Origin of the sequence: Actinomycetospora flava (genome assembly GCF_037400335.1) — a bacterium.
Classification (GTDB): domain Bacteria; phylum Actinomycetota; class Actinomycetes; order Mycobacteriales; family Pseudonocardiaceae; genus Actinomycetospora; species Actinomycetospora flava.
Genome location: NZ_JBBEGM010000013.1, coordinates 106,083 through 129,130, shown reverse-complemented (window position 1 = coordinate 129,130; position 23,048 = coordinate 106,083). Strand labels below are relative to the sequence as shown.

Genomic DNA, 23,048 nt, shown 5'->3' with positions numbered 1-23,048 from the left:
AAGGTGCCCTTCGGTCGGGGAGGAGCGTGCTCACGGGCTCAGTGGCAGGGGAAGCCGAGGAAGTGCCGGGCGTCGTGGACGAGCTCGTGGATGTAGCTCGTGTCGCCGAACACCGAGGTCGCGCCCTGGTCGATGCCGATGAAGTAGTAGAGCACCAGCCCGACCACGAGCGCGCTGAGCAGCCACGGCAGTGTCTCGGACGCGGGGACGGCGACGGCGGCGGTCCGGGACTTCGCGGTGGCGACGCCAGAGGTCACGGGGGTCTCCTCGGGGCGAGAGGTGTGGTCGGCGTGAACGAGCAAACCGCCTCACCCGCGACAGGTCAACAGGTGACGACGTTTCGGATCGTCACGATTCCGCGTGCCGGCGGCCGTAGGAGGCCACCGCGTCGGTGAAGGACCGTCGCCGGTCGCTCTCCGGGACGATCGGGCAGGTGGCGCAGAAGCTCGGGCCCGCGGCGCGGTGCGTGCGGAACGCCAGGCAACAGGTCCGGCGGTCGGCGTAGAGCCACGGTTCCCCGTCGACCTCGGCGGCCTCGACGCGCACGAGGTCGGCCAGCCCGGCGTCCGCGAGGACCCGCCGGGCGTCGTCGAGGTGGCGGGCGTGGTCGGGCTCGGGCCACGACAGGTGCACGTAGGTGACCGCGACGGCGTGGGCCACCGCGCCCGCCAGCACCCGCCGCCCCGCACGGGTGCGCCGGTGCAGGGTCGCCACGACGGCGTCGAACCCGGCGAGGGCCGGCCCGTCGCGCGGGCGCGGAGCGAACGCCACCTCCCGCACCCGCCCCTCCTCGCACCGCACGGACAGCGCGTCGGGTGCGGTGGACACCGACCGGCCGGCCAGCACGCGTGCGGCGAGCGCGGGCGGCACGACCCGCTGCGCGTAGCTCTCGAGGAGCAGCGAGCCCGCGACCGCGTCGCTGTCCGTGCCCCGCGCCGCCCGGACGTCCGCCAGCGCGTCGTCGAGGCCCGCGCCGAACAGCCGGGTGGCCGGCAGCCACTCGGGGGAGGCGGGCGTCCCGACCCAGGCGCGGAAGCGGTCGCCGACCGCGTCGCGCCCGGGGACCAGGATCTCCAGCCCGTCGTCCGGCACCCGCTCAGGCTAGGTCCCGATCATGTGAACGCGTCAGCGGGCGTTGACCGATCGGGCGGACGTTCCTAGGGTTCGTGAGACCCACGCCACACCCTGAGGAGCGAGCCATGCCGCCTCTGCCCGGGCCCGACCACGACGCGCTGGCGGCGGTCTCCTCCGGTTACGGCCTCGGGCTCTCGTCCGACGACGTCGCCGAGTACCACCCCGCGGTGACCGGGCTGCTCGCCTCCTGGGACGTCGTCGCCGAGCTCTACGAGGCGGAGGCGCCGGCGCCCCCGCAGCGGGAGTGGTCGCGGCCCGACCGCGCGGACAACCCGTACAACGCCTGGTACGTGCAGACGTCGATCACCGAGACCGACACGGGCCCCTTGGCCGGGCGCACCGTCGCGATCAAGGACAACACCGCGGTCGCCGGTGTCCCGATGACCAACGGCTCGGACACCGTGCAGGGCTTCGTCCCGAGCACCGACGCGACGATCGTGCGCCGCCTGCTCGACGCGGGGGCGACGATCGCGGGCAAGGCGGTGTGCGAGGACCTCTGCTTCGCGGGTGCGTCGATCACGGCGAACACCGGCGACGTCGAGAACCCCTGGGACCCGTCGCGGACGGCCGGCGGCTCGTCGAGCGGCAGCGGCGCGCTGGTGGCCGCGGGCCTGGTGGACATGGCCACCGGCGGCGACCAGGGCGGCTCGATCCGCATCCCGGCCGCCAACTGCGGGCTGGTCGGGCACAAGCCGACGTGGGGCCTCGTGCCCTACACCGGCGCGTTCCCCATCGAGTTCACGATCGACCACGTCGGCCCGATCACCCGCACCGTCGGCGACGCCGCGCTCATGCTCTCGGTGATCGCCGGCGTCGACGGCCACGACCCCCGCCAGCCGGCCGACCTCGAGCCCGCCGACTACCTCGGCGCCCTCGGGCAGGGTGCCCGCGGCCTGCGGGTGGGGGTGCTGCGCGAGGGCTTCGGGCTCGCGGAGTCCGAGCCGGAGGTCGACGACACCGTCCGCGCCGCGACCCGCGCGCTCGCGGGCGCCGGTCTCGACGTCCGCGACGTGTCGGTCCCGTGGCACCTCCACGGCCCGAAGATCTGGGACGTCATCGCCACCGAGGGCGCGACGTCGCAGATGATCGAGACGTCCGGGTACGGCCTGAACTGGAAGGGCCTCTACGACCCCGAGCTGATGCACCACTACGGCGCGCAGTGGGCCGCCGACCCGACCGCGTTCTCCCGCACCGTGAAGTTCGTGCTGCTCGCGGGCCGCTACAGCCTCGACACCACCCACGGCCGGCACTACGGGATGGCCCGCAACCTCGCGCCGAAGCTCGCCGCCGCCTACGACGCCGCGCTCGCCGACGTCGACGTGCTGGTGCTCCCGACCCTGCCCCAGCGCGCCACCGTCCGCCCCGACCGCGACGGGCCCGTCGTCGAGACCCTCGGCCGGGCGCTGGAGATGCTGGCCAACACCGCGCCGTTCGACGTCACCGGCCACCCCGCGTGCTCGGTGCCCGCGGGCCTCGCCGACGGCCTGCCCGTCGGGATGATGATCGTCGGCCGGCAGTTCGGCGACGCCACGGTGCTGCGCGTCGCCCACGCCTTCGAGGAGGCCGTCGGCGGCTTCCCCGCCCCGGCCGGCGCACCCGCCGCCATGGCCTGATCCGTCACCAGCGAACGGAGACCCGATGAACGGCATCCACGACCTCGGCGGGCGCGACGGGCTCGGTCCCATCAACCCGACGCCGGAGGAGCCGGTGTGGAAGGCGGAGTGGGAGAAGCACGCCCACACGTTCTTCCCGCTGGCCTTCCGCGCGGGCTTCTTCGGCGTCGACCAGTTCCGCTACGGGATGGAGCAGATCGAGCCCGTCGAGTACCTCACCTCGACCTACTACGAGCACTGGGTGCACTCGGTGATCCACCACGGTGTGCGCCACGGCCGGCTCGACCCCACCGAGATCGAGAAGCGCACGCAGTACTACCTCGAGAACCCCGACGCGCCGCTGCCCGAGGGCCAGGACCCCGACGGCGAGCTGGTCGCGTTCATCGAGGCCGTCATCCCCGCCGGCGCCCCGGCCGGCCGCGACACCGGCAAGAAGGCGAAGTTCGCCGTCGGCGACCGCGTCACCGTCGTCGCCGACGCCCCCAAGGGCCACACCCGCAGGGCCGGCTACATCCGCGGCAGGACGGGGGTCATCGACCTGGCCCACGGCGAGATGATCTACCCGGACACCGCGGGCAACGACCGTGGCGAGGCGCCCGAGCACGTCTACACCGTCCGCTTCACCAACGAGGAGCTCTGGGGCGCCGAGGAGGCCGAGCCGAACGGCTCGGTGACCTTCGACGTCTGGGAGCCCTACATCGTCCCCGCGACCAGCTAGGAGCGCCGAGCCATGAGCGCACCGGAGAGGGCCACCCAGGCGGAGATCGCCGCCCGGGTCAAGGCCATCGAGTCCATCATGATCGAGAAGGGCCTGATGACCACCGAGGCGGTGGACCGGCTCGCGGAGATCTACGAGAACGAGGTCGGCCCGCAGCTCGGCGCGAAGGTCGTCGCCAGGGCGTGGACCGACCCCGAGTTCAAGAAGCGGCTGCTCGCGAACGCCAGCACCGCCTGCGCCGAGCTCGGCATCGGGGGCCTGCAGGGTGAGGACATGGTCGCCGTCGAGGACACCGACGACGTCCACCACGTCATCGTCTGCACGCTGTGCTCGTGCTACCCGTGGCCGGTCCTGGGCCTGCCGCCGAACTGGTACAAGATGCCGCAGTACCGGGCGAGCCTGGTGCGGGCGCCGCGGAAGGTGCTGCGCGAGGAGTTCGGCTACGACGTGCCCGCGTCGGTCGAGATCCGTGTCTGGGACTCCAGCTCCGAGCTGCGCTACTGGGTGCTCCCGCAGCGTCCGGCGGGCACCGACCGGATGACCGAGGAGGAGCTGGCCGAGCTGGTGACCCGCGACTCGATGATCGGGGTCGGGCCGACGAAGGCCGCTTCGTGAGCTCGCCGGGCTCGCCGGGCTCGCCGGTCCGCGACGCCACCGAGCTCGGCGAGGCCCGCCGCCGCGTGGAGTCGCTGATCGCGGGGACGCCCGGGGGCGACGGTGACGCCGCGTTCCGCGAGCCCTGGGAGCTGCGGGCCTTCGCGCTCGCGGTCGCGTCGTACCACGCGGGGCAGTACGAGTGGTCGGAGTTCCAGCTCTCGCTCATCGCGTCGATCCGGCAGTGGGAGGCCGACGGCGCCGGCGACGCGACCGCGCCGTGGAGCTACTACGAGCACTGGCTGACCGCGCTGGAGACCGTGCTCGCCGGCAACGGGCTGCTCTCCGAGGCCGACCTGGACGAGCGCACCCGCGCGGTCCTGGCCACCCCGCGGAACGCCGATCACCACGAGGCGCACCGCGAGCCGGTGGCGATCGACCCGGCGGTGCGCTGAGGTCAGGCGGGCTCGGACGGCGAGTCGCCGTTCGTTCCGACGAGCACCGGGGCCTCGCGCGTCCCCACCGTCTCGGGGGACTCCCGCGGCTCCGGTGCCACGGCTCCGGTGAGCTCGCCGACCACGGGCAGGTCGAGGGTCCGGCGCAGCTCGCCGAGCTGGGCGAGCGTGCGGCGCCGGCGCTCCTCGAGCTCGGCGACGGCGCGCTCGGCGGCGTCGTGCCGGGCCTCCGCCGCCGCCTCGACCTCGTGGGCGCGCTCCTCGGCGCGGCGCCGGCGCTCCTCGGCGTCGGCGAGGGCCGCGGACACCTCCTCCTGACGCGCCGCGAGCGCGGTCTCGACGGCCTCGCCGCGACGCCGGCGGGCGGTCTCGGCCTCCTCGTCGCGGCGCCGGCGGTCCTCGGCGGCGTCCTGCTCGCGCCGTTCGATCTCGGCGCGCGTGCGCTCGAGCAGATCGCGCTGCTCGGTGTCGATCTCCACGCGGTGCCGGTCGAGCTCGTCGCGGGCGCGCTCCGCCTCGATCCGAAGCGCCCGGGCCTCCTGCTGGGCGCCGAGCACGATGGCGGCGGCCTGCTCCGCGGCCTCGCCGAGACGGGCCCGGGCGCGCTCGCCCGCCTCCGCGGTGATCGTCGCCGCGCGGGCCTCGGCGTCGCCCACGGTGGCGCGGGCCCGGTCCCGCGCCCGCTCCGCGACCGCGCCGGCGTCGTCGGCCGCGGTCGCCCGGATCGCGGCGGCCTCCTCCTGCGCGAGGCGCAGCAGGTGCTGCAGGCGCGCGGAGATCCCGTCGACGGCCAGCGGCGCGGTGACGAGGCGTTCGACGTCGGCGTGCACGGCGCGGAGCTCGGCGCGGGCCTGCTCCTCGGCGCGCACCATCGCGTCGCGGTCGGTGGTCATGACCTCGAGGTCGGCCTGGGCCTGGTCGAGCGCCGCCTCGACCTGACCGCGGTCGTAGCCCCGGCGCACGACGTCGAAGCCGACACCCCACCAGGGAACCCGCCGCTCGCCGTTCTCCCCCCGCTGCATGTGCCCCTCCCCGGTGCCGCCGGCCGAGCCGTCCCACCGACGAGTCTTGTCCCGCGCGCGGGCCGGAGGTAGGGCCGTTCGGCGTCGCGGTCGGTCACGGTCGGGCCACGCTGCGGTGTCCGGCTGTCCGTACCGTGGACGGGATGACAGCGACCGAACGGATCGTGCCGGGGGCCGGGTGGGTGCGCCCCTGGGTCCAGCTCGTCGAGATCTCGGTGTCGGCGCCGATCGTCATCGGTGTCCGGACGGCGCGTCTCGTCCTGGGCGGCTGGCCGCCGAGCGCGCGGGAGCGCCGCGAGATGCGCCGGATGGTGGAGGAGAAGGTGACCGCGTTCGGCCGTGTCGGCTACGCCGCGGTCTCCCGGCCGCCGACGGACGCGGCGCAGTTCGTGAGCGGCGTCCTCGCCCCGGTGCAGCGGAGCGTGCGGGGCAACCGGCGACGTCTGGCGGGCCGCTGACGCGACGGGGCGGACGGACCACGTCGGGGGCGCGTGGTCCGTCCGCCGGGGGGGGGGGGACCTCAGGCGCTGGACTTCGGCACCCCCTGGCCCGGGTCGATCCGCACCGGGCCGCTCTTGGTCGGCTTGACGTCGAAGTCGAAGATCCCGGTCGGGATGTAGACCGTCGAGCACGAGTTCGGGATGTCGACGACGCCGGACAGGCGGCCCTCGATCGGCGCCGCGCCCAGGATCATGTAGGCCTGGATGTCGGAGAAGCCGAAGGTCGTCAGGTAGTCGATCGCGTGCAGGCAGGCGCGCTGGTACGACAGGTGCGAGTCGAGGTAGCGCTGCTCGCCGTCGAGCGTCACCGACGTCCCGGAGAAGGCGATCCACTCGCTGTACTGCGGGTCGGTGTTGCCCGGGATGAAGATCGCGTTCTCGGAGACGCCGTAGGTCTGCATGCCGCCCTTGATCAGGTCGACGTGCAGGTCCATGAACCCGCCCATCTCGATCGCGCCGCAGAACGTGATCTCGCCGTCGCCCTGGGAGAAGTGCAGGTCGCCCATCGACAGGTTCGCGCCGTCGACGAACACGGGGTAGAACACCCGGCTGCCCTTGGTGAAGTTCTTGATGTCCTGATTGCCGCCGTTGTCCCGGGGCGGCGCGGTGCGGGCGGCCTCGTTGCGGGCGCGCTCGAAGTCGTCGCCGGTCAGCGAGCCGAGGATCGCGGAGTCCGGCTGCGGCGGCAGCGCCAGCGGCGGCACGCGCTGCGGGTCGGTGTCGATGAGGGCCTGCTCGCGGCGGTTCCACTTGCGCAGCAGCTCGTGCGACGGCGCGGTGCCCATGAGGCCCGGGTGCACGATCCCGGTGAACTCGACGTGCGGGACGTGGCGCGACGTGGCCTTGCCGCCCGTGAAGTCCCAGATCACCTTGTACGCGTCCGGGAACTGCTCGGTGAGGAAGCCGCCGCCGTTGCGGGTCGCGAAGACACCCGTGTAGCCCCAGCCCTGGCCGGCGAGCGGGCCCGAGTCCTCCTGGGGGATGGGGCCGACGTCGAGGATGTCGACGATCAGCAGGTCGCCGGGCTGCGCGCCCTCGACCGCGATCGGCCCGGACAGCACGTGGACCGAGTTGAGCGGGGCGTTGAGGATGTCGTCGGCGGAGTCGTCGTTGACGATCGCGCCGTCGAACCACTCGCGACAGTCGACGCGGAACACGTCGCCGGGCTTCACCCGCACCTGGGCGGGCACGTCGGGGTGCCAGCGGTTGTGGCCGACGATCTCCTGGTCGGTGAACTTCTTGTTGCTGTCGAGCGGGAACACCTTGCGTGGCATCGGTTCTCTCCTCGATGGACGTGTCGTGGGGTGGACGTGTCGTGGGAGGTCGGGTCAGGCGATGGCGTGCTCGCCGGCGGGGGCGGGCGCCGCCGGCGTCCGCGCGCGCCGCGCCCACGGGACGAGCGCGAGGAAGACGACGACGCCGAAGATCGCCAGGCCGATCGCGAGCGGGACGCCGATGTCGGAGTAGACGCCCGTGAGGAGCAGCAAGGCGGGGATCCACGCGGTCACCCAGCCCTGGATCGCGCACACCGCGCCCGTGTAGCGCCCGATCCCGTCGCGCTTGCGCCCGAGCAGCACGAAGAACAGCGACCAGAGGAACGCCCAGTACAGCCAGATGACGCCGAAGGCGGGGTCGGCGAAGCGGGTGAAGTTCAGCGCGGAGAACACCAGCGCGGTGATCGCGACGAACAGGCAGAAGTAGCCGAGCCCGGTGCCGTCGAGGTCCCAGGTCAGGTTCACCGCGACGTAGAGATAGGTGAACGAGAACAGGAAGAGCCCGGACGCCGCGAGGATGACGTCGGCGTCGCCGTCCGCGGTGAAGATCAGGTAGAGCGGCGTGATGATCTGCAGCCCGCCGACGAAGAAGTTCATCGGGGCGGCGGACCTCGCGTCGATCCAGCCCAGCAGCATGACGCCGTTGATGAACAGCACGGCGCCCACGAAGAGCAGGCCGACGCTAGCCACGGGGCGGCGCCGTTGCGGGATGCGGCATGGGAGATCCCTTCTCGGAGAGGGCAGGGCGGAGCGACCGGGCCGACCGTGAGGGGTCGGACGGTGCGGGGGACGGGACGGTCAGGGGCGCGGGAGCGCCGCGGTCCGCGGGTCGAGGCGCGGGGCAGGGCCCGGTCGGACCGGGCGGGGCGGCGGGGCCGACACCACGGCCGGCTCGGTGCGCGAGGCCTCCGCGCGGTCGATGGCGGCGACCTGTGCCCGGCGGGTGCCGCCGAGCCTCGGCGCGGTCATCACGCGCGCGGCGTCGGCGCCGCAGGCGGGGCAGGCGACCGCGGCCGGCGCGGTGCCCATGGGGCGCATGACGTCGACGGGGCCGTCCTCGGCGCACCGGTACGCGTACAGGGGCATGCGGTGGATCCCTTCGCCGCGACGTCGACCGAGGGGGATGTGGCAAGCAGGAAATGATTTCCTCGGAAAGTTAGCGAGCGGCCGTCCGGGGTGTCAACGACCGTCGCGGGCGGTCGCCCACCGGCGACGCAGCGTCACAGCTGCTGCACGACGTCCCAGGTCAGGCCGTCGGCGACGGCGAGGAAGACCTGCTGGTGGAGGTGCCGGTCGCGCAGCTCGACGGTGCCGCGCGGGCTCTCGTACGCCAGGCCGTCGGCCACCGACATCATCGCCGGCACGTCCATCGAGCCGGCCCGGCGCATCAGCTCGGTGAGGAGCCGGACGCCCTCGTAGCAGGACTCGCCGAGGCTGTTGAGCACCGGCGCGTCGTCGCCGAACTCGCGGAAGTAGGTGGCGGCGAACTCCAGCCCGGAGCTCGTGGCGAGGTCCTCGAAGTAGCCCGCCGAGGTCATCAAGCCGCGCGTGCTCTGGGACCCCGAGGCCAGCAGGACGTTCTCCTCGATCAGCGAGCTGAACCGCAGGATGTCCCGGTCGAGCCCGGACGCGGCGAACGCCCGGTTGAAGGCGACCGCGTCGTCGCCGATGAGCAGCATGAGCACGGCCTCGCAGCCGCTCGCCTCGACACGGCGCAGCACGCCGGAGAAGTCGGACGTCCCGAGGGGCACGAACATCTCGTCGCACACGGTCCCACCGATGCGCCGCAGGTGGCGGGCCGCGGTGGCGGCCGACCGGCGCGGCCAGACGTAGTCGTCACCGACGATCGTCCAGCGCCGCACCCCCGCGGTGCTCGCGAACCAGTCGAGGGTCGGGGCGAGCTGGAGGTCCGGCGTCTCGCCGGTGAGGAACACGCCGGGGCGCTGCTCGCCGCCCTCGTAGAGCGCGGTGTAGGCGTACGGGACGCGGCCGCGGATGCGCGGCGCGACGGCCTCGCGGACCGCCGAGATGTGCCACCCGGTGACCGCCTGCACCGCCCCGGCGCTGACCAGCGCGTCCACCTCGATGGCGACCTCCGCGGGGCTGCGGCCGCCGTCGACCGGCACCAGGTTGAGCTCGCGACCGAGGACCCCGCCGTCGGCGTTGATCTCCTGCATCGCGAGCTCCGCGCAGCTCTCGCAGGAGGGGCCGAAGATCCCGGCGGGACCCTGCAGCGGGATCACCAGGGCCATGTCGAGGACGTCGCGACCGCGCGACGCACGCACCGTCCCCGCAGCGGGAACCAGCGACTCGGCCATTGCTCGACGCTAGCGAGCACACCCCGCCGCGTAGCTACTCCGATCGTACGAGCCGGTCCGCGTCCGGGGGGTCCTCCGGATGCAACCTGGCTGTGCTCCACTCCGTGGCACCCCGCGACCTGGCTACCATCGTCGCGTGCCAGCCACCGCCGGAGGGTCCATCGGAGACGGCGAGGAGTCGCTGCGGCTCCTGTCGCTCGTCGAGCGCACCCTCACCGCGCGCCTGGAGGAGGCGCTGCGCGGCGTCGGTTCCAGTCTGGACCAGTGGCGGATCCTGCGTCTGCTCGCCGAGCGCGGCGGCTGTCCCATGAACGTCGTCGCCGAGCACGTGCTGTTGCTCGCACCGAAGCTCAGCAAGCTCGTCGACCGCATGGTGTCGGCGAACCTCGTCCTGCGCCGCCGCGACGTCGAGGACCGGCGCCGCGTGCTGATCGTCGTCTCGGCCCGCGGACGGCGGGCGCTGGCGGAGTGGGACGAGGTCACCGCCGACGTCCGCGGCCAGTTCCGCGACCTGCTCGGTGCCGACGCCGAGCAGTTCGAGGCGCTGCTGCGCCGCCTGCAGGACGGGCTCGACCCCGCCGCCGCCGAGGCCCTGGAGCAGCGCACCGCCGTCACATGAAGTTCCGCGTGTGCAGGGCGGACAGCTCGGCGGCCTCGTCGGGCGGGAACCCGAGGCGCGCGAGGCGCTGACGCCGGCCCTCGTCCATGGCGTGGTGCAGCTCCTGGACGCGGTCGTAGCCGCGGGCGATCGCCTCGGGCGCCCACGACCCGGCGGCGAGCAGCACCAGCGCGTCGAACACGTCGGCGTTGAGCCCGGCGGTGTCGACCAGCGCGTCGTGGCGGCGCTCGATCGCGGTGCGCAGGGCGCCGCGCAGCGTCGGGTCGAGCGTGCTCTGGTGCTCCAGGTGCGCCACGCCGAACGCCACGTGGCGCGCCTCGTCCACCCGCGCGAGGTGGGTGATCCGGGCCGTGACCGGGTCCGGGGCGTGCTGCTCGAGGAACCCGAGCAGCGCGAGGAAGCTCCCCTCGCCGAGCACCGAGAGCAGGAACGACGCCAGCGAGAAGTCGGGCTCGGCGAGCAGGGTCGCCAGCGACGAGCGCCCGCCCGCCGAGGACGTGCCCATCGGCCCGCCGTGCAGCATCGCGCGCCGCGTGAACACCTCCATGTGCCGGGCCTCGTCGGCCGCCTGCACCGCGAGGAGCTGCTGGACCTCGCGGAAGTGCGGGTGGACGCGCGCGAGCAGCCCGGCGGGCACGACGAGCGCGGCCTGCTCGTTCTCGACCAGGTAGGTCATGACCTGCACGACCGCGGCCTCGACGTCGGCGGGCACCGGGTCGGCGGGCGTGGCCGCCCAGTCGACCGCCGTCGCCGGGTCCCACTGCGCCGCCGCGGCGTGCGCGTAGAGCCGGGGCGCGAGGTCGGCCCAGACCACCTCGCGCCGGTCGATGTCGAATCCCGTGTCGGGGCCGCCGGGTTCGACGAGCGCTCCCCGGGCGGCGAGGCCCCACCGGGCCGGGGGACGGTCGACGATCCCGTCCACCCCGGGCCCGCCGGCGCGCTCGGCGCCCTGCCAGCGCTGGAGCTCGGCGGGGCCCCGCTCCAGCGTCCAGGTCGCGCTGCGGTCGGCGACGACGGCGAACCGGTGGCCGCGGCGGCGCGCCCAGGCGCGCAGGTGCACGCCGAGGACCGGGTCGCCGCCGGTGACCTCGACCCGGCCGCCGACGGGGACGGCGCGCAGCGCGCGGTCGACGAGGAGGCGGGCGCCCCGCTCGAACCCGAGGAAGCCGAGGTCGAGCGGGGTGTCAGGGCCCGTCACGGCCGGTACTCCGCGGCGGTCACCCCGCCGTCGGCGTCGTAGAAGCCGACCTCGTCGACCGCCCTGTTGAGGGGCCCGAAGCCGCTCGTGCGGCCCGGCACCCACTGCTTGAGCCCCTCGAGGTCGAGCAGCGGGCGGACCTCGGGGTCGGCGTACGACATCGACTCCAGCAGCCGCACGAACTCCGCGGCCTCGTCCCGGGGCGCGGTGTCGACGATCGCCATCGTGCAGTGGTCGAACACCGGCGTCTGGGCCAGCACCCGCGTCGCCCCGGCCGGCAGCGTGCCCTCCTGCCCGAACAGCAGGTGGTTGCCATCGATCATGCAGGCGGCGTCGACCTCGCCCGCAACCAGCGCCCGCGCGGCGTCGCGCTCGCCGCCGATGTGGTCGCCGTGCAGGCCGACGCCGACGTCGAAGCGCCGGACCGCGACGTCCCGCAGGCCCTCGCCACGGAGGAACGACAGCGGGATGAGCGTCGACTGCGGCGAGTCGACCGCGCCCACGGCGACCGTGCCGCCGGCGAGGTCCGCGACCGTCCGCGCGGGCGAGTCCGCCCGCACCACGATCACCGAGGTGAGGTCCTGGTCGGTGTCGCGCATGACGGCCGAGGCGACGCGGCGGCCGCGGGCGGCGGCGAGGCGCTCGCTGCGGATCCACGCCAGCGGCGAGTTCCAGGCGGCGTGGATGTGGCCGGCGACGAGGTCGTCGACCTGGCGCTCGTAGTGCGAGTACAGCAGGAAGTCGAAGTCGAACCCCTGGTCGCGCAGCCAGCGCCGGAACCCCTCCCAGATGGTGACGACCTTCGGGTCGTAGGCGACCCCGCCCATGATCAGCGTGGTCATCAGGCACCCCCGAACAGCGGGAGGCCGAGGGTGGCGCGCCCGACGAAGTCCTGCAGCGCCTCGGTGGTCGGGGCCATGACCCGCGCGGCCAGCGCGTCGCGGTAGCGGCGCTCGATGCCGAGCTCCTTGCGGAAGGCCGCGCCGCCGCACAGGCGCATCACCCCGTCGGCGACGTCGGCGGCGGCCTCGGCGGCCACCGCCTTGACCTGCAGCACCCGCAGCGTGGCGTCCGGCCGTCCGGACCCGAGCGCGGTCAGCGTGTCGGTGAGGAACGCGCGCGTCGTGTCGACCCGGGTCCGCAGCGCGGCGAACGTCCGCTGCGTCGACTGCTGCTCGGCGAGGGTCTGCCCGAGGTGCTCGAGCCGCGTCGTCGTCACGTGCCCCGCGGCCTCGTCGACCAGGGCCTCCATCAGTCCGAGCGACACCGCGGCGTTGCCCACCAGGAAGGTCGGCAGCGCGGTGCCCAGCGCGATGTCGAGGCCCGCGCCGTCGTCGCCGAGCCGCGCGGAGGCCGGGACGACGGCCCCGTCGGCGCTCATCGGGGACGACGCGTTGCCGCGCAGGCCGAAGCCGTCGAAGGAGCCCGCGACCTCGACGCCGTCGGTGGCGCCGGGGACCAGCCACAGCGTCATCGGCCCCTCGGCCGACACCGGGCGGCTCGACCACACATAGCTGTCGGCTTCGCCCGCCGAGGTCACCCAGCTCTTCGCGGCGTCGAGGCGGACCCCGTCGTCGACGGCGGTCGCGGTGCTCACCGGCGCCCAGAAGTGGCTGCGCGAGCCGCGCTCGGAGAACGCCAGCGTGGACAGGTGCCGGCCCGCCGCGACCTCGCGGCGCACGTCCTCGGGACCGTGCGGCTCGATCACCGAGACCGCCGAGTAGTGCATCAGCACGACCATCGCGGTGGAGGCGTCGGCGCGCGCGATCGTCTCGAGCACCTGCGCGACGTCGGCCAGGGAGCCGCCGGCGCCGCCGACGTCGGGGGAGCTGAGCAGGCCGAGCGCGCCGGTGGCCTCGAGGGCCTCGACGTCGGCGCGGGGGTAGGCGCCGGTGCGGTCGATCTCGGCGGCGGCGGGCGCGACGGTGGCCTCGACGGCGGCGGCGACGGCGTCGCGCACCGCCTCGGGGGACAGGGCGGTGGGAACGGACACGAGGACTCCTCGGAGATCGCGTGGAAACGATCACGACGGAGTCGGGGCGCCCTACGGGGGCGTGGCCGGCCGCCGTGACCGTGCGGACGCCGCCCGACCGGGCGGCACGACGGCGGCTCAACGACGGCGGTGCACGGCGACCTCCTCCCACGGATCCGGGCGGGCCCATCCTGTGGTCATCGACGCCGTCCCGACAAGCGCGCGGCGTGCGTGAGCGGCATGTCCGTCCTTTCCGTCGGGACCCGGTCGGGTGATGATCCCCGGAAACGCCGGACCGACCCAGGAGACGACCATGTCCGTGCTCGCCGCCCTCATCGACGCGCTGCGCTCCGGAGCCGTCGAGGTCGTCGACCTCACCACGCCGCTGCAGTCCTCGACGCCGATCCTGGAGCTGCCTCCGCCGTTCGCCAACACCTCGCGGTTCCGGCTCGAGGAGCTCTCGCGGTACGACGACCGCGGGCCGGCCTGGTACTGGAACGACATCCACACCGGCGAGCACACCGGCACCCACCTCGACGCCCCCAACCACTGGGTCACCGGCCGCGACGGCCCCGACGTCTCCCAGGCCCCGATGGCGACGCTGGTGGCGCCGGCGGTGGTGATCGACAAGACCGCCGAGGTGGCGGCCGACCCGGACTTCCTGCTCGAGGTCGCCCACATCGAGGCCTGGCAGGCCGAGCACGGGCCGCTGCCCGAGGGCGGCTGGCTGCTCTACCGCACCGGGTGGGAGGCCTACGGGGCGACGCAGGAGGAGTTCATGAACGCCGACGAGGCCGGGCCCCACACCCCCGGGGTGTCGGCGGAGTGCGCGCGCTGGATCGCCCAGGAGTCGTCCGTGACGGGGTTCGGGGTGGAGACGGTCGGCACCGACGCCGGCGGGGCGGGTGGCTTCGACCCGCCGTTCTCCTGCCACCACTTCCTCATGGGCGCGAACAAGTGGGGGCTGACGAGCCTGCGCAACCTCGGCCGCCTGCCGACCCGCGGCGCCGTCGTGCTGGTCAGCCCGCTGCCGATCGTCGGCGGCTCCGGCTCGCCGACCCGGGCGCTCGCGCTGGTCGAGCACCCGTGACGACGGTCGCCGAGCAGGTCGGGACCCTGCTCGCCGACCTCGGCGTCGGGCATGCGTTCGGTGTCGTCGGCAGCGGCAACTTCCACGTGACGAACGCGCTGCGCGCCGCCGGGGTGCCCTACGTCGCGGCCCGCCACGAGATGGGCGCGACGACGATGGCCGACGCCTACGCGCGCACGTCGGGCGAGGTGGGCGTCGTGACCCTGCACCAGGGGTGCGGGCTCACCAACGCGCTGACCGGCGTCGGCGAGGCGGCGAAGTCGCGCACACCGCTGCTGGTGCTGGCCGCGGAGACGGCGGGCAGCGCGGTCCGCTCGAACTTCCGGGTCGACCAGGACGCGCTCGCCCGCGCGGTGGGGGCGGTGCCCGAGCGGGTGCACTCGCCGGCCTCCGCGGCCGCCGACGTCGTGCGGGCCTACGGGATCTGCCGCGACCAGCGCCGGACCGTGGTGCTCAACCTGCCGCTGGACGTGCAGGCCGCGCCGGCGGTCAGCGCCCCGGCACCGGCACGGACGACGTGGCGGGCCCCCCGTCCGGACCCGGCGTCGGTCGCCGAGCTCGCCCGCCTGCTCGACGGCGCCGAGCGCCCCGTGTTCGTGGCGGGCCGGGGCGCGCGGGGGGCCCGCGCCGAGCTGGAGGCGCTGGCCGAGCGGTGCGGCGCGCTGCTCGCGACCTCGGCCGTCGCGCACGGCCTGTTCACCGGGGCCCCGTGGTCGCTGGGCATCTCCGGGGGCTTCTCGACGGCGCCGGCCGCCGAGCTGATCGCCGACGCCGACGTGATCGTCGCGTGGGGCGCCTCGCTGACGATGTGGACGACGCGCCACGGGGACCTCACCGCGCGCGCCACGCTGGTGCAGGTCGACGACACCGCCGAGGCGCTCGGGGCGCAGCGACCCGTCGCGCTCGGGGTGCTCGGGGACGTGGCGGCGACGGCGCGGGACGCGCTCGAGGTCGTCGGGACGTCGCCCGGCTACCGGACGCCGGCGATCGCCGAGCGCCTGCGCATGCACGGCCCCGACGTCCCGGACGAGGTCGTCGGCGATCGGATCGACCCCCGCGTGCTCTCCGCGGCCCTGGACGACCTGCTGCCCGCCGAGCGCACCGTCGCCGTCGACTCCGGCAACTTCATGGGCTACCCGGCGGCCTACCTCGGCGTCCCCGACGAGGCCGGCTTCTGCTTCACGCAGGCGTTCCAGTCGATCGGGCTGGGGCTCGCGACCGGGATCGGCGCCGCCCTCGCCCGCCCGGATCGCCTGCCGGTCGCGGCGTGCGGCGACGGCGGGTTCCTCATGGGGATCAGCGAGCTGGAGACCGCGGTCCGGCTCGGGCTCGGCATGGTGATCGTGGTCTACGACGACGCCGGCTACGCCGCCGAGTTCCACCACTTCGCCGGCGACGACCACACGACCGTGCGCTTCCCCGACACCGACCTGGCCGCCATCGCCGCGGGCTACGGGTGCACCTCGGCGGTGGTCCGCTCGACGGCCGACCTGGGGGTGGTGGGGGACTGGCTCGCGGGCCCCCGCGACCGGCCGCTGCTCCTGGACGCGAAGGTCGTCTCGGACGGCCCGTCCTGGTGGCTGGCGGAGGCGTTCAAGGGCCACTGATCGCGGCACGAGCCTCTGGTAGTTCCCCGGCGCGGCGTGCCGTGTCCTCGGGACACGGGTCGCGCCGACCGGTCTTGCCCCGGCACGAGTCGGCGCCCTACTGTTCGAATATGTACTTCAGTACACTTTCGGTTGCGTCGTGAGCAGCACCGTCTACGACCTCCTCGCCGGCACGGCCGCGGACCGGCCCGACGCGCCGTTCCTGGTGTTCGCCGGCGACGACGGCACCGGGACCGTGTCCTACGCCGAGCAGGTCCGGCGCGCCGACGAGACCGCGGGCCTGCTCGCCGCCCTCGGCGTGGGACCGGGCGCGCGGGTGCACCTCATGACGCCCAACCGCCCGGAGTTCCTCGACGTCTGGTTCGCCTGCGCCCGGCTCGGGGCGGTCGTCGTCCCGGTCAACCCGCTCTCGACCGCGGACGAGGTGGCCCACCAGCTCACCGACTCGCGGGCGGTCCTGTCCGTCGTCGACGACACCCTGCGCGCGACGGTCGCGGCGGCCGCGGGGGAGCGGACGGTGCTGGGTCTCGAGGAGCTGGTCGCCCGCCGCGGCGGCACGCCGCCACCGCCCGTCGTCGCGGACGCCGAGCTCGCCGCGATCATGTTCACCTCGGGCACCACCAGCGCGCCGAAGGGCGTGCAGGTCACGCACGCGAACTACCGCCGTGTCGGCGAGCTCGTCGCCGACCACCTGCGGGTCACCGCCGACGACCGGTGGCTGATCACCCTGCCGCTCTTCCACGGCAACGCCCAGTACTACTGCCTGGCGTCGGCGCTGGTGGCGGGCGGTTCGGTGGCGGTCGCGGCGCGCTTCTCCGCCACCGGCTGGCCCGCGCAGGCCCGCGACCTGCGCCCGACGCTGGCGAGCCTCTTCGCCGCGCCCATCCGCATGGTGCTGGCCCGCTCGACACCGTCCCCGTCCGACGCCGACAACGCCCTGCGGCTCGTGCTGTTCGCCCAGAACCTCGCCCCGGCCCAGGCGCAGGAGTTCGAGACGCGGTTCGGGGCGCCCCTGATCCAGCTGTACGGGATGACCGAGACCGTCGTCCCGCCGTTCATGAACCCCCTCGACGACCGGCGCCGCTGGGACTCGATCGGTCTGCCCCTGCCCGGGATCGAGGTCCGGGTGGTGGGGGAGGAGGGCGAGCCGGGCGAGCTGCAGGTCCGCGGGCGGCCCGGGATCGACGTCACGTCGGGCTACGACGGGCGGCCGGAGGCGACCGCGGCGCTGTTCGACGACGGCTGGCTGCGCACCGGCGACCAGGTGCGGCTCGACGACATCGGCCGCGCCTTCTTCGTCGACCGCGCCAAGGACATGATGAAGCGGGCCGGCGAGAACGTCGCCGCCAGCGAGGTCGAGCAGGTGCTCGCCGCCCACCCGGCCGTGCTGGAGGCCGCCGTCCACGGGGTGCCCGACCCGGTGTACGACGAGGCGATCGTCGCCCACGTCGTCCTCGCGCCCGGGGCGCACGCCGAGCCCGACGAGCTGATCGCCTGGTGCGCGGAGCGTCTCTCGAAGTTCAAGGTCCCCGAGACGGTCGTCCTGCGGGAGGAGCTGCCCCGCAGCACGATCGGGAAGATCCTCAAGAACGCCCTGCGCGACGAGGTGCTCGCCCGATGACCCGCATCGCGCTCATCACCGGCGGCAACCGGGGCCTCGGGCGCGCCGCCGCCGAGGCGCTCGCCGACGACGGCGTCGACGTCGTGCTCACCTACCGGTCGCACCCGGAGGAGGCCGACGCGGTCGTCGCCGACATCGAGTCGCGGGGCCGGCGGGCGCTGGCGCTGCACCTCGACGTCACCGAGCACGCGTCGTTCCCGGCGTTCCGCGACGAGCTCCTCGGCCGGCTGACCGGCTGGGACCGCCGCGACCTCGACATCCTCGTCAACAACGGCGGGTACGAGGGCCGCACGCCGTTCGGCGCGATCGAGGCCGAGACGGTCGACGCCCTCTACGCCGTCCACGTCCGCGGCCCCATCCTGCTCACCGACCTGCTCGCGCCGGCGATCCGCGACGGCGGGCGGGTCGTGTTCGTCTCGACCGGCCTGACCCGCTACGCCGCGAACCCGTTGTTCAGCGTGTACGCGGCGATGAAGGGCGCGATCGAGGTCTACACGACGTACGCCGCCAAGGCCCTCGGCCCGCGGCGGATCACGGTGAACACCCTCGCGCCCGGCGCCACCGCCACCGACATCGGCGGCGGGCTGATCCGCGACGACGAGCGCTACCGCGCCATGATCACCGCGAACCACGCCTTCGGCCGTGTGGGCGAGCCCGACGACATCGGCGGCGCCCTGCGCGCGATCACCGCCGAGAGCGCCGGCTGGATCACCGCGCAGCGCATCGAGGCCTCCGGAGGCCAGATGCTCTAGCGCTCGGCTGCACGCCGGGTCGGATTCCGTGCACGTGAGGTGGGGTCGGATCGCCCACACCCGGGGCATGCTGTACCGATGGCCGGCGCCGACACCACACCGGCGGTCTCCGAGCAGGACGACGAGGAACTGTTCGAGGAGATCGCCTCGAGCCACTTGCGCTGGGACCTCGACCTCTCCGGCGGCACGTCGCCGAGCGCCGACCGCTGGTGGCTCGGGGACACCTGGACGGTCGGGTGCCGCATCGGGCCGATGCGCGGCCGTCGTCGCGCGCCCGAACTGCGACGCAACCCCGGCGAGTACGTCGGGGTGCTGATGGTCCACCACGGGACCGAGATCTTCTCCCAGCAGGGGACGACCGCGACGATCACGCCCGGCACCGCGGCGCTGTGGGACGGCGTGCGGCCGGTCGACTGCGCCACCGGTGGTCACCTCGTCAAGCACACGATGTTCGTGCCGCGCGAGGCCCTCGCCCGCGAGGTACCGGACCTCGACGCGGTGTTCGTCCGCACGCTGCCCGCCTCGGACACGCTGCAGCTGCTGCGCGGCTGGCTGAACGTCGCGCGCGGGCAGGCCGTCCTCGACCCGGAGGCGGCGCGGACCGCCGAACGCATGGCGGTCGACCTGCTCGTCGCCGCGATCGACCGGGCCCGCGACGGATCGCGGGGGACCCAGGCCGTCCTGCGCGCGCAGGTCAAGGCGTTCCTCGACGACCATCTCGACGATCCGGACCTGACCCTCGACACCGTCGCGCGGGCCACCGCGATCTCGCTGCGCTACCTGCACCTGCTCTTCGAGGGGACCGGCGAGACCGCCCGCGAGTACCTGCGCCATCGGCGCCTCGAGCGGGCCCACGACATCCTGCTGCGCCACGGTGACCTCGTATCGGTCGCCGAGGTCGCCCGCCGGTGCGGCTTCGACAACCCCTCGTCGTTCAGCCGGGCGTACCGCTCCCGGTACGGACGCAGTCCGCGCGAGGCACGGCACGAGGCGCCCGTCCTGCTCTGACGTCCCTGTGCCGGGCCTCTGCGCACCAGGACAAGTTCCGTGCTCGCCATGGCGAGACCGGCGGTGCACGACCGGTCAGGCTCGACGTGTGACCACCACCACCCGCAATGCCGCGGCGGCCGGACCCGTGGACATCGGGCCCGCGCACCCCGCGCCGCTGTTCCAGCCCGGCCGGATCGGGTCGATGACCCTGCGGAACCGGTTCGTCCAGGCCCCGATCTTCACGCAGTTCGCCACCACCTGGGGCGAGGTCGACCAGCGGCTCGTCGAGTACCACCGCGCCCGCGCCCGCGGGGGCGTCGGCCTGATCATCACCGAGAACACCTCGGTCGACTGGGAGCTCGGGCGCACCGTCGGCAACCCGATGCGCATCGACCACGACCGCTTCCGGGCCGGGCTCACCGAGCTCGTCGAGGCGGTGCAGAACGAGGGCGCGAAGATCGCCGTCCAGCTGCACCACACCGGGCGGCAGAACTCGCAGGGCAACACCGAGCGGAACGAACCCCCGATCGCCCCGACCGCCGGCATCACGAGCGCCTTCGGCACGCCGCCGCGGGCGATCGAGGAGTCGGAGATCCCGGGTCTGATCGACCTGTACGCCCAGGGCGCGCGCCGGGCGAAGGCCGCCGGGTTCGACGCGGTGGAGCTGCACGGTGCCCACGGGTACCTGCTCTCCCAGTTCCTCTCGCCGAAGACCAACCGGCGCACCGACGCGTGGGGCGGTCCGCTGGAGAACCGCGCACGGTTCGCTCTCGAGGTCGTCGAGGCGGTGCGGGAGGAGGTCGGGACCGACTTCCCCGTGCTCTACCGGCTCAGTGTCGAGGAGCCCTACGAGGGCGGGCTCCCGCTCGAGGACGGGCTCGCGTTCTGTGAACTGCTCGAACCGCTCGTGGACGCCCTGGACGTCACCGGCGGCAACTACGACACGGCGATGACCCTGCTCCCGATGGTGCCCCCGGGCTCGCTGCTCGGGTACGCCAAGGCCGTCAAGGCGCGGGTCTCAATCCCGGTGATCGGCGTGGGGCGGCTGACCTGGCTCATCGACGACCTGCAGGACGCCGTCGGGGACGAGGAGCTCGACTTCGTGGCCCTCGGACGCAGCCAGCTGGCCGACCCCGACACGGTCGCGAAGACGCGACGGGGCGAGCCCGAGCGTGTCCGGCGCTGCCTGGCGGTCAACGAGTGCGTCTCGCGGTGGATGTTCAACGGCCAGCGCACCCGATGCGTGATCAACCCGGGTCTGGGACAGGAGCAGCGCGCCGGCGAGGCCCGTCGTCCCGCCGCGGTCCGCCGTCGGGTCCTCGTCGCGGGCGCCGGCCCCTCGGGCTGCGAGGCGGCGCTCCTCGCCGCCGAGCGCGGGCACGACGTCGAGATCGTCGAGCGCGCCGACCGGGTCGGCGGCCAGCTCCACGCCTGGGGTGCCGCGAGCACCTTCCGCGCGGAGATCGGCAACCTCGTCGCCTTCTACGAGGGCGAGCTGCGCCGAGCCGGGGTGCGGGTCCGACGGGGCACCGACGTCGCGTCGGTCGACCTCACCGGCTACGACCACGTCCTGCTGGCCACGGGCACGGAGACCGCCGACACCGGCGTGGACGCCGTGGCCCTCCTCGACGCCGGGACCGTTCCGGAGTCCGACGAGGTCACCGTGTTCGGCGAGACCGAGACCGCCCTGTTCGCCGCGCTCTGGCTCGCCGAGCAGGGTCGGCGGACCACCCTGATCTCGCCGGCCGAGGGCGTCGGCGTGGACAGCAACGACATGGAGGCCGGTCACCTCGCCGGGCAGCTGGAAGCCCTCGGGGCGACGGTGCTGACCGGGACTCCTGATCCCGGTGGCGCCGACGTCGTGCGCGCAACCACCCGGCGCCCGTCGGACGTGCTCGAGGACGCCGTCGACGGCGCGCGGGTGCGCGCCATCGGCACCCGGGCCCGGGGCGGGCGCATGTACGAGGCCACCCAGTCCGGGTTCTGGGCCGCGGCGGAGATCTGAGAGGAGCCCGCGATGACCGTGCGAGCGATCGAGCACGTCGGGCTGACCGTTCCCGACCTCGAAGCGGCGACGACGTTCTTCGAGGACGCGTTCGGCGCCCAGAAGATCTACGACATGATCGACCGGCCGCTGTCCGGGCCGGCGATCGAGAACGGGCTCGGCGTCCCGCCCGGGGCGACCATCGGGGCGATCCGCATGCTGCGCCTCGGCCACGGGCCCAACCTGGAGCTCTTCACCTACTCCGGGGTCGAGCAACGGTCCCCGGCACTGCCGTCGGACTTCGGGCTGCAGCACTTCTGCGTGTACGTCGACGACATCGACGCCGCCGCGGCCCGGCTCGAGAAGGCCGGCGCGACCCTGCTCAGCACGCCCTCCGACCTGCCCGGCGGCGATGCGGGCGAGGGCAACCGCTACGTCTACGCCCGCACCCCGTGGGGCAGCACGGTCGAGCTCGTCACCTACCCGTCCCCGCAGGCCTACGAGGCCACCACGACGCTGCGCCGGTGGCGCCCGGAGGAGTCATGAACCCGCGTTTCGAGCTCGCCCACCTGGCCCACGCCGAGCTGCTGACCCCGGACATGGAGGGCTCGCTCTGGTTCTTCACCGAGCTGCTGGGCATGCGGGAGGTCGCGCGGCAGGGCGATTCGGTGTACCTGCGGTGCTACGAGGACCCGTACCACCACAGCCTCAAGCTCACCGGGTCCGACGCCCCGGGGCTCGGCAACCTCGGCTGGCGGGCGACGTCGGCCGACGCGCTCGACCGGCGTGCCGCGGCGCTCGACACCGCCGGGCTGGGTCGCGGCTGGACCCGGGGTGATCTCGGTGTCGGGCGCACCTTCGCCTTCGAGAGCCCGGACGGGCACCCGATGGAGCTCGTCTGGGACATCGAGAAGTACGTCGCCCCGCCGGAGCTGCGCAGCCCGATCCTGACCCGCCGGTCGAAGCGCCCCCTGCAGGGCCTCCCGCCGCGCCGCCTCGACCACGTCAACCTCATGGCCTCGGACGTGACCGCGCAGAAGGAGGTGTTCGAGCAGACGCTGGGCTTCGGCACCCGCGAGCGGGTGGTCGACTTCAGCTCCGGCACCGAGATCGGCGCCTGGATGAGCGTGAACATCCTGGGCCACGAGATGGCGATCATGGCCGACTCGACGGGCTCCCGCGGGCGGCTGCACCACCTCGCGTTCTGGTACGGCGTGCCCCAGCACAACACCGACGCCGCCGAGCTCTGCCGCGAGTACGGCGTCCGGATCGAGGCGGGACCCGACGTCCACGGCATCACGCAGGGTGCGTTCCTCTACGTGTTCGAGCCCGGCGGCAACCGGATCGAGCTCTTCGGCAACTCCGGCATCCTCGAGCTCGAGCCGGACTTCGAGACGGTGACGTGGGACCTCGCCGACTTCGACACCGGCATCGCGATCGGCGGGGCGACGCTGCCCGCCGAGACCTACTTCGTCTACGGGACGCCGCCGGTCCCCGGGCAGGAGAAGCTCGTCGCCACGGGAGGGGCGCGCTCGTAGCGGCGTGACGACCGTCATCCCGGGTCGTGTGGGGGTGCACGGCGGGCGC

General features: G+C 74.1%; 24 protein-coding genes. 14 read left to right on the top strand and 10 right to left on the bottom strand.

From position 1 onward, the window contains the following. Window positions 1-38 precede the first annotated feature (38 nt). On the bottom strand, window positions 39-257 hold the full coding sequence (locus WCD58_RS26510) for a CbtB domain-containing protein (RefSeq protein ID WP_337706103.1): 219 nt from the start codon (window positions 255-257) through the stop codon (window positions 39-41). Window positions 258-348: 91 nt separating this feature from the next. Beyond that, window positions 349-1,092, bottom strand: a complete 744-nt coding sequence (locus tag WCD58_RS26505; protein ID WP_337706102.1) for a hypothetical protein — start codon at window positions 1,090-1,092, stop codon at window positions 349-351. 107 nt (window positions 1,093-1,199) lie between these two features. Between WCD58_RS26505 and WCD58_RS26500 the strand changes: the two genes are divergently transcribed. From WCD58_RS26500 to WCD58_RS26485, 4 genes are read left to right on the top strand one after another with little or no spacing between them, the layout of a single operon-like run. After that, on the top strand, window positions 1,200-2,747 hold the full coding sequence (locus tag WCD58_RS26500; protein ID WP_337706101.1) for an amidase: 1,548 nt from the start codon (window positions 1,200-1,202) through the stop codon (window positions 2,745-2,747). A 25-nt stretch (window positions 2,748-2,772) separates the two neighbouring features. Further along, on the top strand, window positions 2,773-3,465 hold the full coding sequence (gene nthB, locus WCD58_RS26495; RefSeq protein ID WP_337706100.1) for a nitrile hydratase subunit beta: 693 nt from the start codon (window positions 2,773-2,775) through the stop codon (window positions 3,463-3,465). Between the two features lie 12 nt (window positions 3,466-3,477). Further along, complete coding sequence (gene nthA / locus WCD58_RS26490; RefSeq protein WP_337706099.1) at window positions 3,478-4,080, top strand: nitrile hydratase subunit alpha; 603 nt, start codon at window positions 3,478-3,480, stop codon at window positions 4,078-4,080. Beyond that, a complete protein-coding gene (locus tag WCD58_RS26485; protein WP_337706098.1) occupies window positions 4,077-4,514 on the top strand; it encodes a nitrile hydratase accessory protein in 438 nt (145 codons plus the stop codon). Before nthA ends, WCD58_RS26485 begins: the two co-directional genes overlap by 4 nt. Before the next feature lie 2 nt (window positions 4,515-4,516). On the opposite strand, the gene WCD58_RS26480 is transcribed toward WCD58_RS26485, so the two are convergent. Continuing rightward, entirely contained in the window at window positions 4,517-5,536 is a 1,020-nt protein-coding gene (locus tag WCD58_RS26480; protein WP_337706097.1) for a coiled-coil domain-containing protein, read from the bottom strand. A gap of 143 nt (window positions 5,537-5,679) precedes the next feature. On the opposite strand from WCD58_RS26480, the gene WCD58_RS26475 reads away from it, so the two are divergent. After that, entirely contained in the window at window positions 5,680-5,994 is a 315-nt protein-coding gene (locus WCD58_RS26475; RefSeq protein ID WP_337706096.1) for a hypothetical protein, read from the top strand. 62 nt (window positions 5,995-6,056) lie between these two features. Here the strand turns inward: WCD58_RS26475 and fmdA are convergent, their stop codons facing one another. The 4 genes from fmdA to WCD58_RS26455 form a co-directional block, all read right to left on the bottom strand. Next, window positions 6,057-7,310 (bottom strand): formamidase, encoded by a 1,254-nt coding sequence (fmdA, locus tag WCD58_RS26470; protein WP_337706095.1) that lies wholly within the window; start codon window positions 7,308-7,310, stop codon window positions 6,057-6,059. Window positions 7,311-7,364: 54 nt separating this feature from the next. Beyond that, on the bottom strand, window positions 7,365-8,000 hold the full coding sequence (locus WCD58_RS26465) for an AmiS/UreI family transporter (RefSeq protein ID WP_337706094.1): 636 nt from the start codon (window positions 7,998-8,000) through the stop codon (window positions 7,365-7,367). A 108-nt stretch (window positions 8,001-8,108) separates the two neighbouring features. Further along, a complete protein-coding gene (locus WCD58_RS26460) occupies window positions 8,109-8,396 on the bottom strand; it encodes an FmdB family zinc ribbon protein (RefSeq protein ID WP_337706093.1) in 288 nt (95 codons plus the stop codon). 134 nt (window positions 8,397-8,530) lie between these two features. After that, a complete protein-coding gene (locus WCD58_RS26455) occupies window positions 8,531-9,628 on the bottom strand; it encodes a substrate-binding domain-containing protein (RefSeq protein WP_373696289.1) in 1,098 nt (365 codons plus the stop codon). A gap of 136 nt (window positions 9,629-9,764) precedes the next feature. On the opposite strand from WCD58_RS26455, the gene WCD58_RS26450 reads away from it, so the two are divergent. Further along, window positions 9,765-10,247 carry a MarR family winged helix-turn-helix transcriptional regulator gene (locus tag WCD58_RS26450; RefSeq protein ID WP_337706092.1) on the top strand — a complete coding sequence of 161 codons (483 nt, stop codon included), beginning with the start codon at window positions 9,765-9,767 and terminating at the stop codon, window positions 10,245-10,247. Here the strand turns inward: WCD58_RS26450 and WCD58_RS26445 are convergent. The 3 genes from WCD58_RS26445 to WCD58_RS26435 are packed head-to-tail and all read right to left on the bottom strand — an operon-like array spanning window position 10,240 to window position 13,438. Next, a complete protein-coding gene (locus WCD58_RS26445; protein ID WP_337706091.1) occupies window positions 10,240-11,445 on the bottom strand; it encodes a ferritin-like domain-containing protein in 1,206 nt (401 codons plus the stop codon). The genes WCD58_RS26450 and WCD58_RS26445 overlap by 8 nt on opposite strands. Continuing rightward, window positions 11,442-12,287: a phosphate/phosphite/phosphonate ABC transporter substrate-binding protein gene (locus tag WCD58_RS26440; protein WP_337706090.1), complete on the bottom strand. Its 846-nt coding sequence runs from the start codon at window positions 12,285-12,287 to the stop codon at window positions 11,442-11,444. The genes WCD58_RS26445 and WCD58_RS26440 overlap by 4 nt, the downstream gene beginning before the upstream one ends. Then, entirely contained in the window at window positions 12,287-13,438 is a 1,152-nt protein-coding gene (locus tag WCD58_RS26435) for an acyl-CoA dehydrogenase family protein (protein WP_337706089.1), read from the bottom strand. Before WCD58_RS26435 ends, WCD58_RS26440 begins: the two co-directional genes overlap by 1 nt. Before the next feature lie 292 nt (window positions 13,439-13,730). Between WCD58_RS26435 and WCD58_RS26430 the strand changes: the two genes are divergently transcribed. From WCD58_RS26430 to WCD58_RS26395, 8 genes are all read left to right on the top strand, one after another. Beyond that, window positions 13,731-14,507 carry a cyclase family protein gene (locus WCD58_RS26430; protein ID WP_337706088.1) on the top strand — a complete coding sequence of 259 codons (777 nt, stop codon included), beginning with the start codon at window positions 13,731-13,733 and terminating at the stop codon, window positions 14,505-14,507. Continuing rightward, window positions 14,504-16,114, top strand: a complete 1,611-nt coding sequence (locus tag WCD58_RS26425) for a thiamine pyrophosphate-binding protein (protein ID WP_337706087.1) — start codon at window positions 14,504-14,506, stop codon at window positions 16,112-16,114. The genes WCD58_RS26430 and WCD58_RS26425 overlap by 4 nt, the downstream gene beginning before the upstream one ends. A gap of 139 nt (window positions 16,115-16,253) precedes the next feature. Further along, entirely contained in the window at window positions 16,254-17,735 is a 1,482-nt protein-coding gene (locus WCD58_RS26420; protein WP_337706086.1) for a class I adenylate-forming enzyme family protein, read from the top strand. Further along, entirely contained in the window at window positions 17,732-18,487 is a 756-nt protein-coding gene (locus WCD58_RS26415; protein WP_337706085.1) for an SDR family NAD(P)-dependent oxidoreductase, read from the top strand. The genes WCD58_RS26420 and WCD58_RS26415 overlap by 4 nt, the downstream gene beginning before the upstream one ends. Window positions 18,488-18,565: 78 nt before the next feature. After that, a complete protein-coding gene (locus WCD58_RS26410) occupies window positions 18,566-19,495 on the top strand; it encodes a helix-turn-helix transcriptional regulator (protein WP_337706084.1) in 930 nt (309 codons plus the stop codon). Window positions 19,496-19,583: 88 nt separating this feature from the next. Then, window positions 19,584-21,482 (top strand): oxidoreductase, encoded by a 1,899-nt coding sequence (locus WCD58_RS26405; RefSeq protein ID WP_337706083.1) that lies wholly within the window; start codon window positions 19,584-19,586, stop codon window positions 21,480-21,482. A gap of 12 nt (window positions 21,483-21,494) precedes the next feature. Beyond that, window positions 21,495-22,007, top strand: a complete 513-nt coding sequence (locus WCD58_RS26400) for a VOC family protein (RefSeq protein WP_337706082.1) — start codon at window positions 21,495-21,497, stop codon at window positions 22,005-22,007. Continuing rightward, entirely contained in the window at window positions 22,004-22,999 is a 996-nt protein-coding gene (locus tag WCD58_RS26395) for a VOC family protein (RefSeq protein ID WP_337706081.1), read from the top strand. The genes WCD58_RS26400 and WCD58_RS26395 overlap by 4 nt, the downstream gene beginning before the upstream one ends. The last annotated feature ends 49 nt before the right edge of the window (window positions 23,000-23,048 follow it).

What these genes read in the sequence shown, in the direction of transcription:
- WCD58_RS26500 (WP_337706101.1), top strand. Translation starts at nt 1,200, where the DNA reads ATGCCGCCTCTGCCCGGGCCCGACCACGACGCGCTGGCGGCGGTCTCC.
- nthB (WP_337706100.1), top strand. Translation starts at nt 2,773, where the DNA reads ATGAACGGCATCCACGACCTCGGCGGGCGCGACGGGCTCGGTCCCATC.
- nthA (WP_337706099.1), top strand. Translation starts at nt 3,478, where the DNA reads ATGAGCGCACCGGAGAGGGCCACCCAGGCGGAGATCGCCGCCCGGGTC.
- WCD58_RS26480 (WP_337706097.1), bottom strand. Translation starts at nt 5,536, where the DNA reads ATGCAGCGGGGGGAGAACGGCGAGCGGCGGGTTCCCTGGTGGGGTGTC.
- WCD58_RS26475 (WP_337706096.1), top strand. Translation starts at nt 5,680, where the DNA reads ATGACAGCGACCGAACGGATCGTGCCGGGGGCCGGGTGGGTGCGCCCC.
- fmdA (WP_337706095.1), bottom strand. Translation starts at nt 7,310, where the DNA reads ATGCCACGCAAGGTGTTCCCGCTCGACAGCAACAAGAAGTTCACCGAC.
- WCD58_RS26460 (WP_337706093.1), bottom strand. Translation starts at nt 8,396, where the DNA reads ATGCCCCTGTACGCGTACCGGTGCGCCGAGGACGGCCCCGTCGACGTC.
- WCD58_RS26455 (WP_373696289.1), bottom strand. Translation starts at nt 9,628, where the DNA reads ATGGCCGAGTCGCTGGTTCCCGCTGCGGGGACGGTGCGTGCGTCGCGC.
- WCD58_RS26440 (WP_337706090.1), bottom strand. Translation starts at nt 12,287, where the DNA reads ATGACCACGCTGATCATGGGCGGGGTCGCCTACGACCCGAAGGTCGTC.
- WCD58_RS26430 (WP_337706088.1), top strand. Translation starts at nt 13,731, where the DNA reads ATGTCCGTGCTCGCCGCCCTCATCGACGCGCTGCGCTCCGGAGCCGTC.
- WCD58_RS26415 (WP_337706085.1), top strand. Translation starts at nt 17,732, where the DNA reads ATGACCCGCATCGCGCTCATCACCGGCGGCAACCGGGGCCTCGGGCGC.
- WCD58_RS26410 (WP_337706084.1), top strand. Translation starts at nt 18,566, where the DNA reads ATGGCCGGCGCCGACACCACACCGGCGGTCTCCGAGCAGGACGACGAG.
- WCD58_RS26400 (WP_337706082.1), top strand. Translation starts at nt 21,495, where the DNA reads ATGACCGTGCGAGCGATCGAGCACGTCGGGCTGACCGTTCCCGACCTC.
- WCD58_RS26395 (WP_337706081.1), top strand. Translation starts at nt 22,004, where the DNA reads ATGAACCCGCGTTTCGAGCTCGCCCACCTGGCCCACGCCGAGCTGCTG.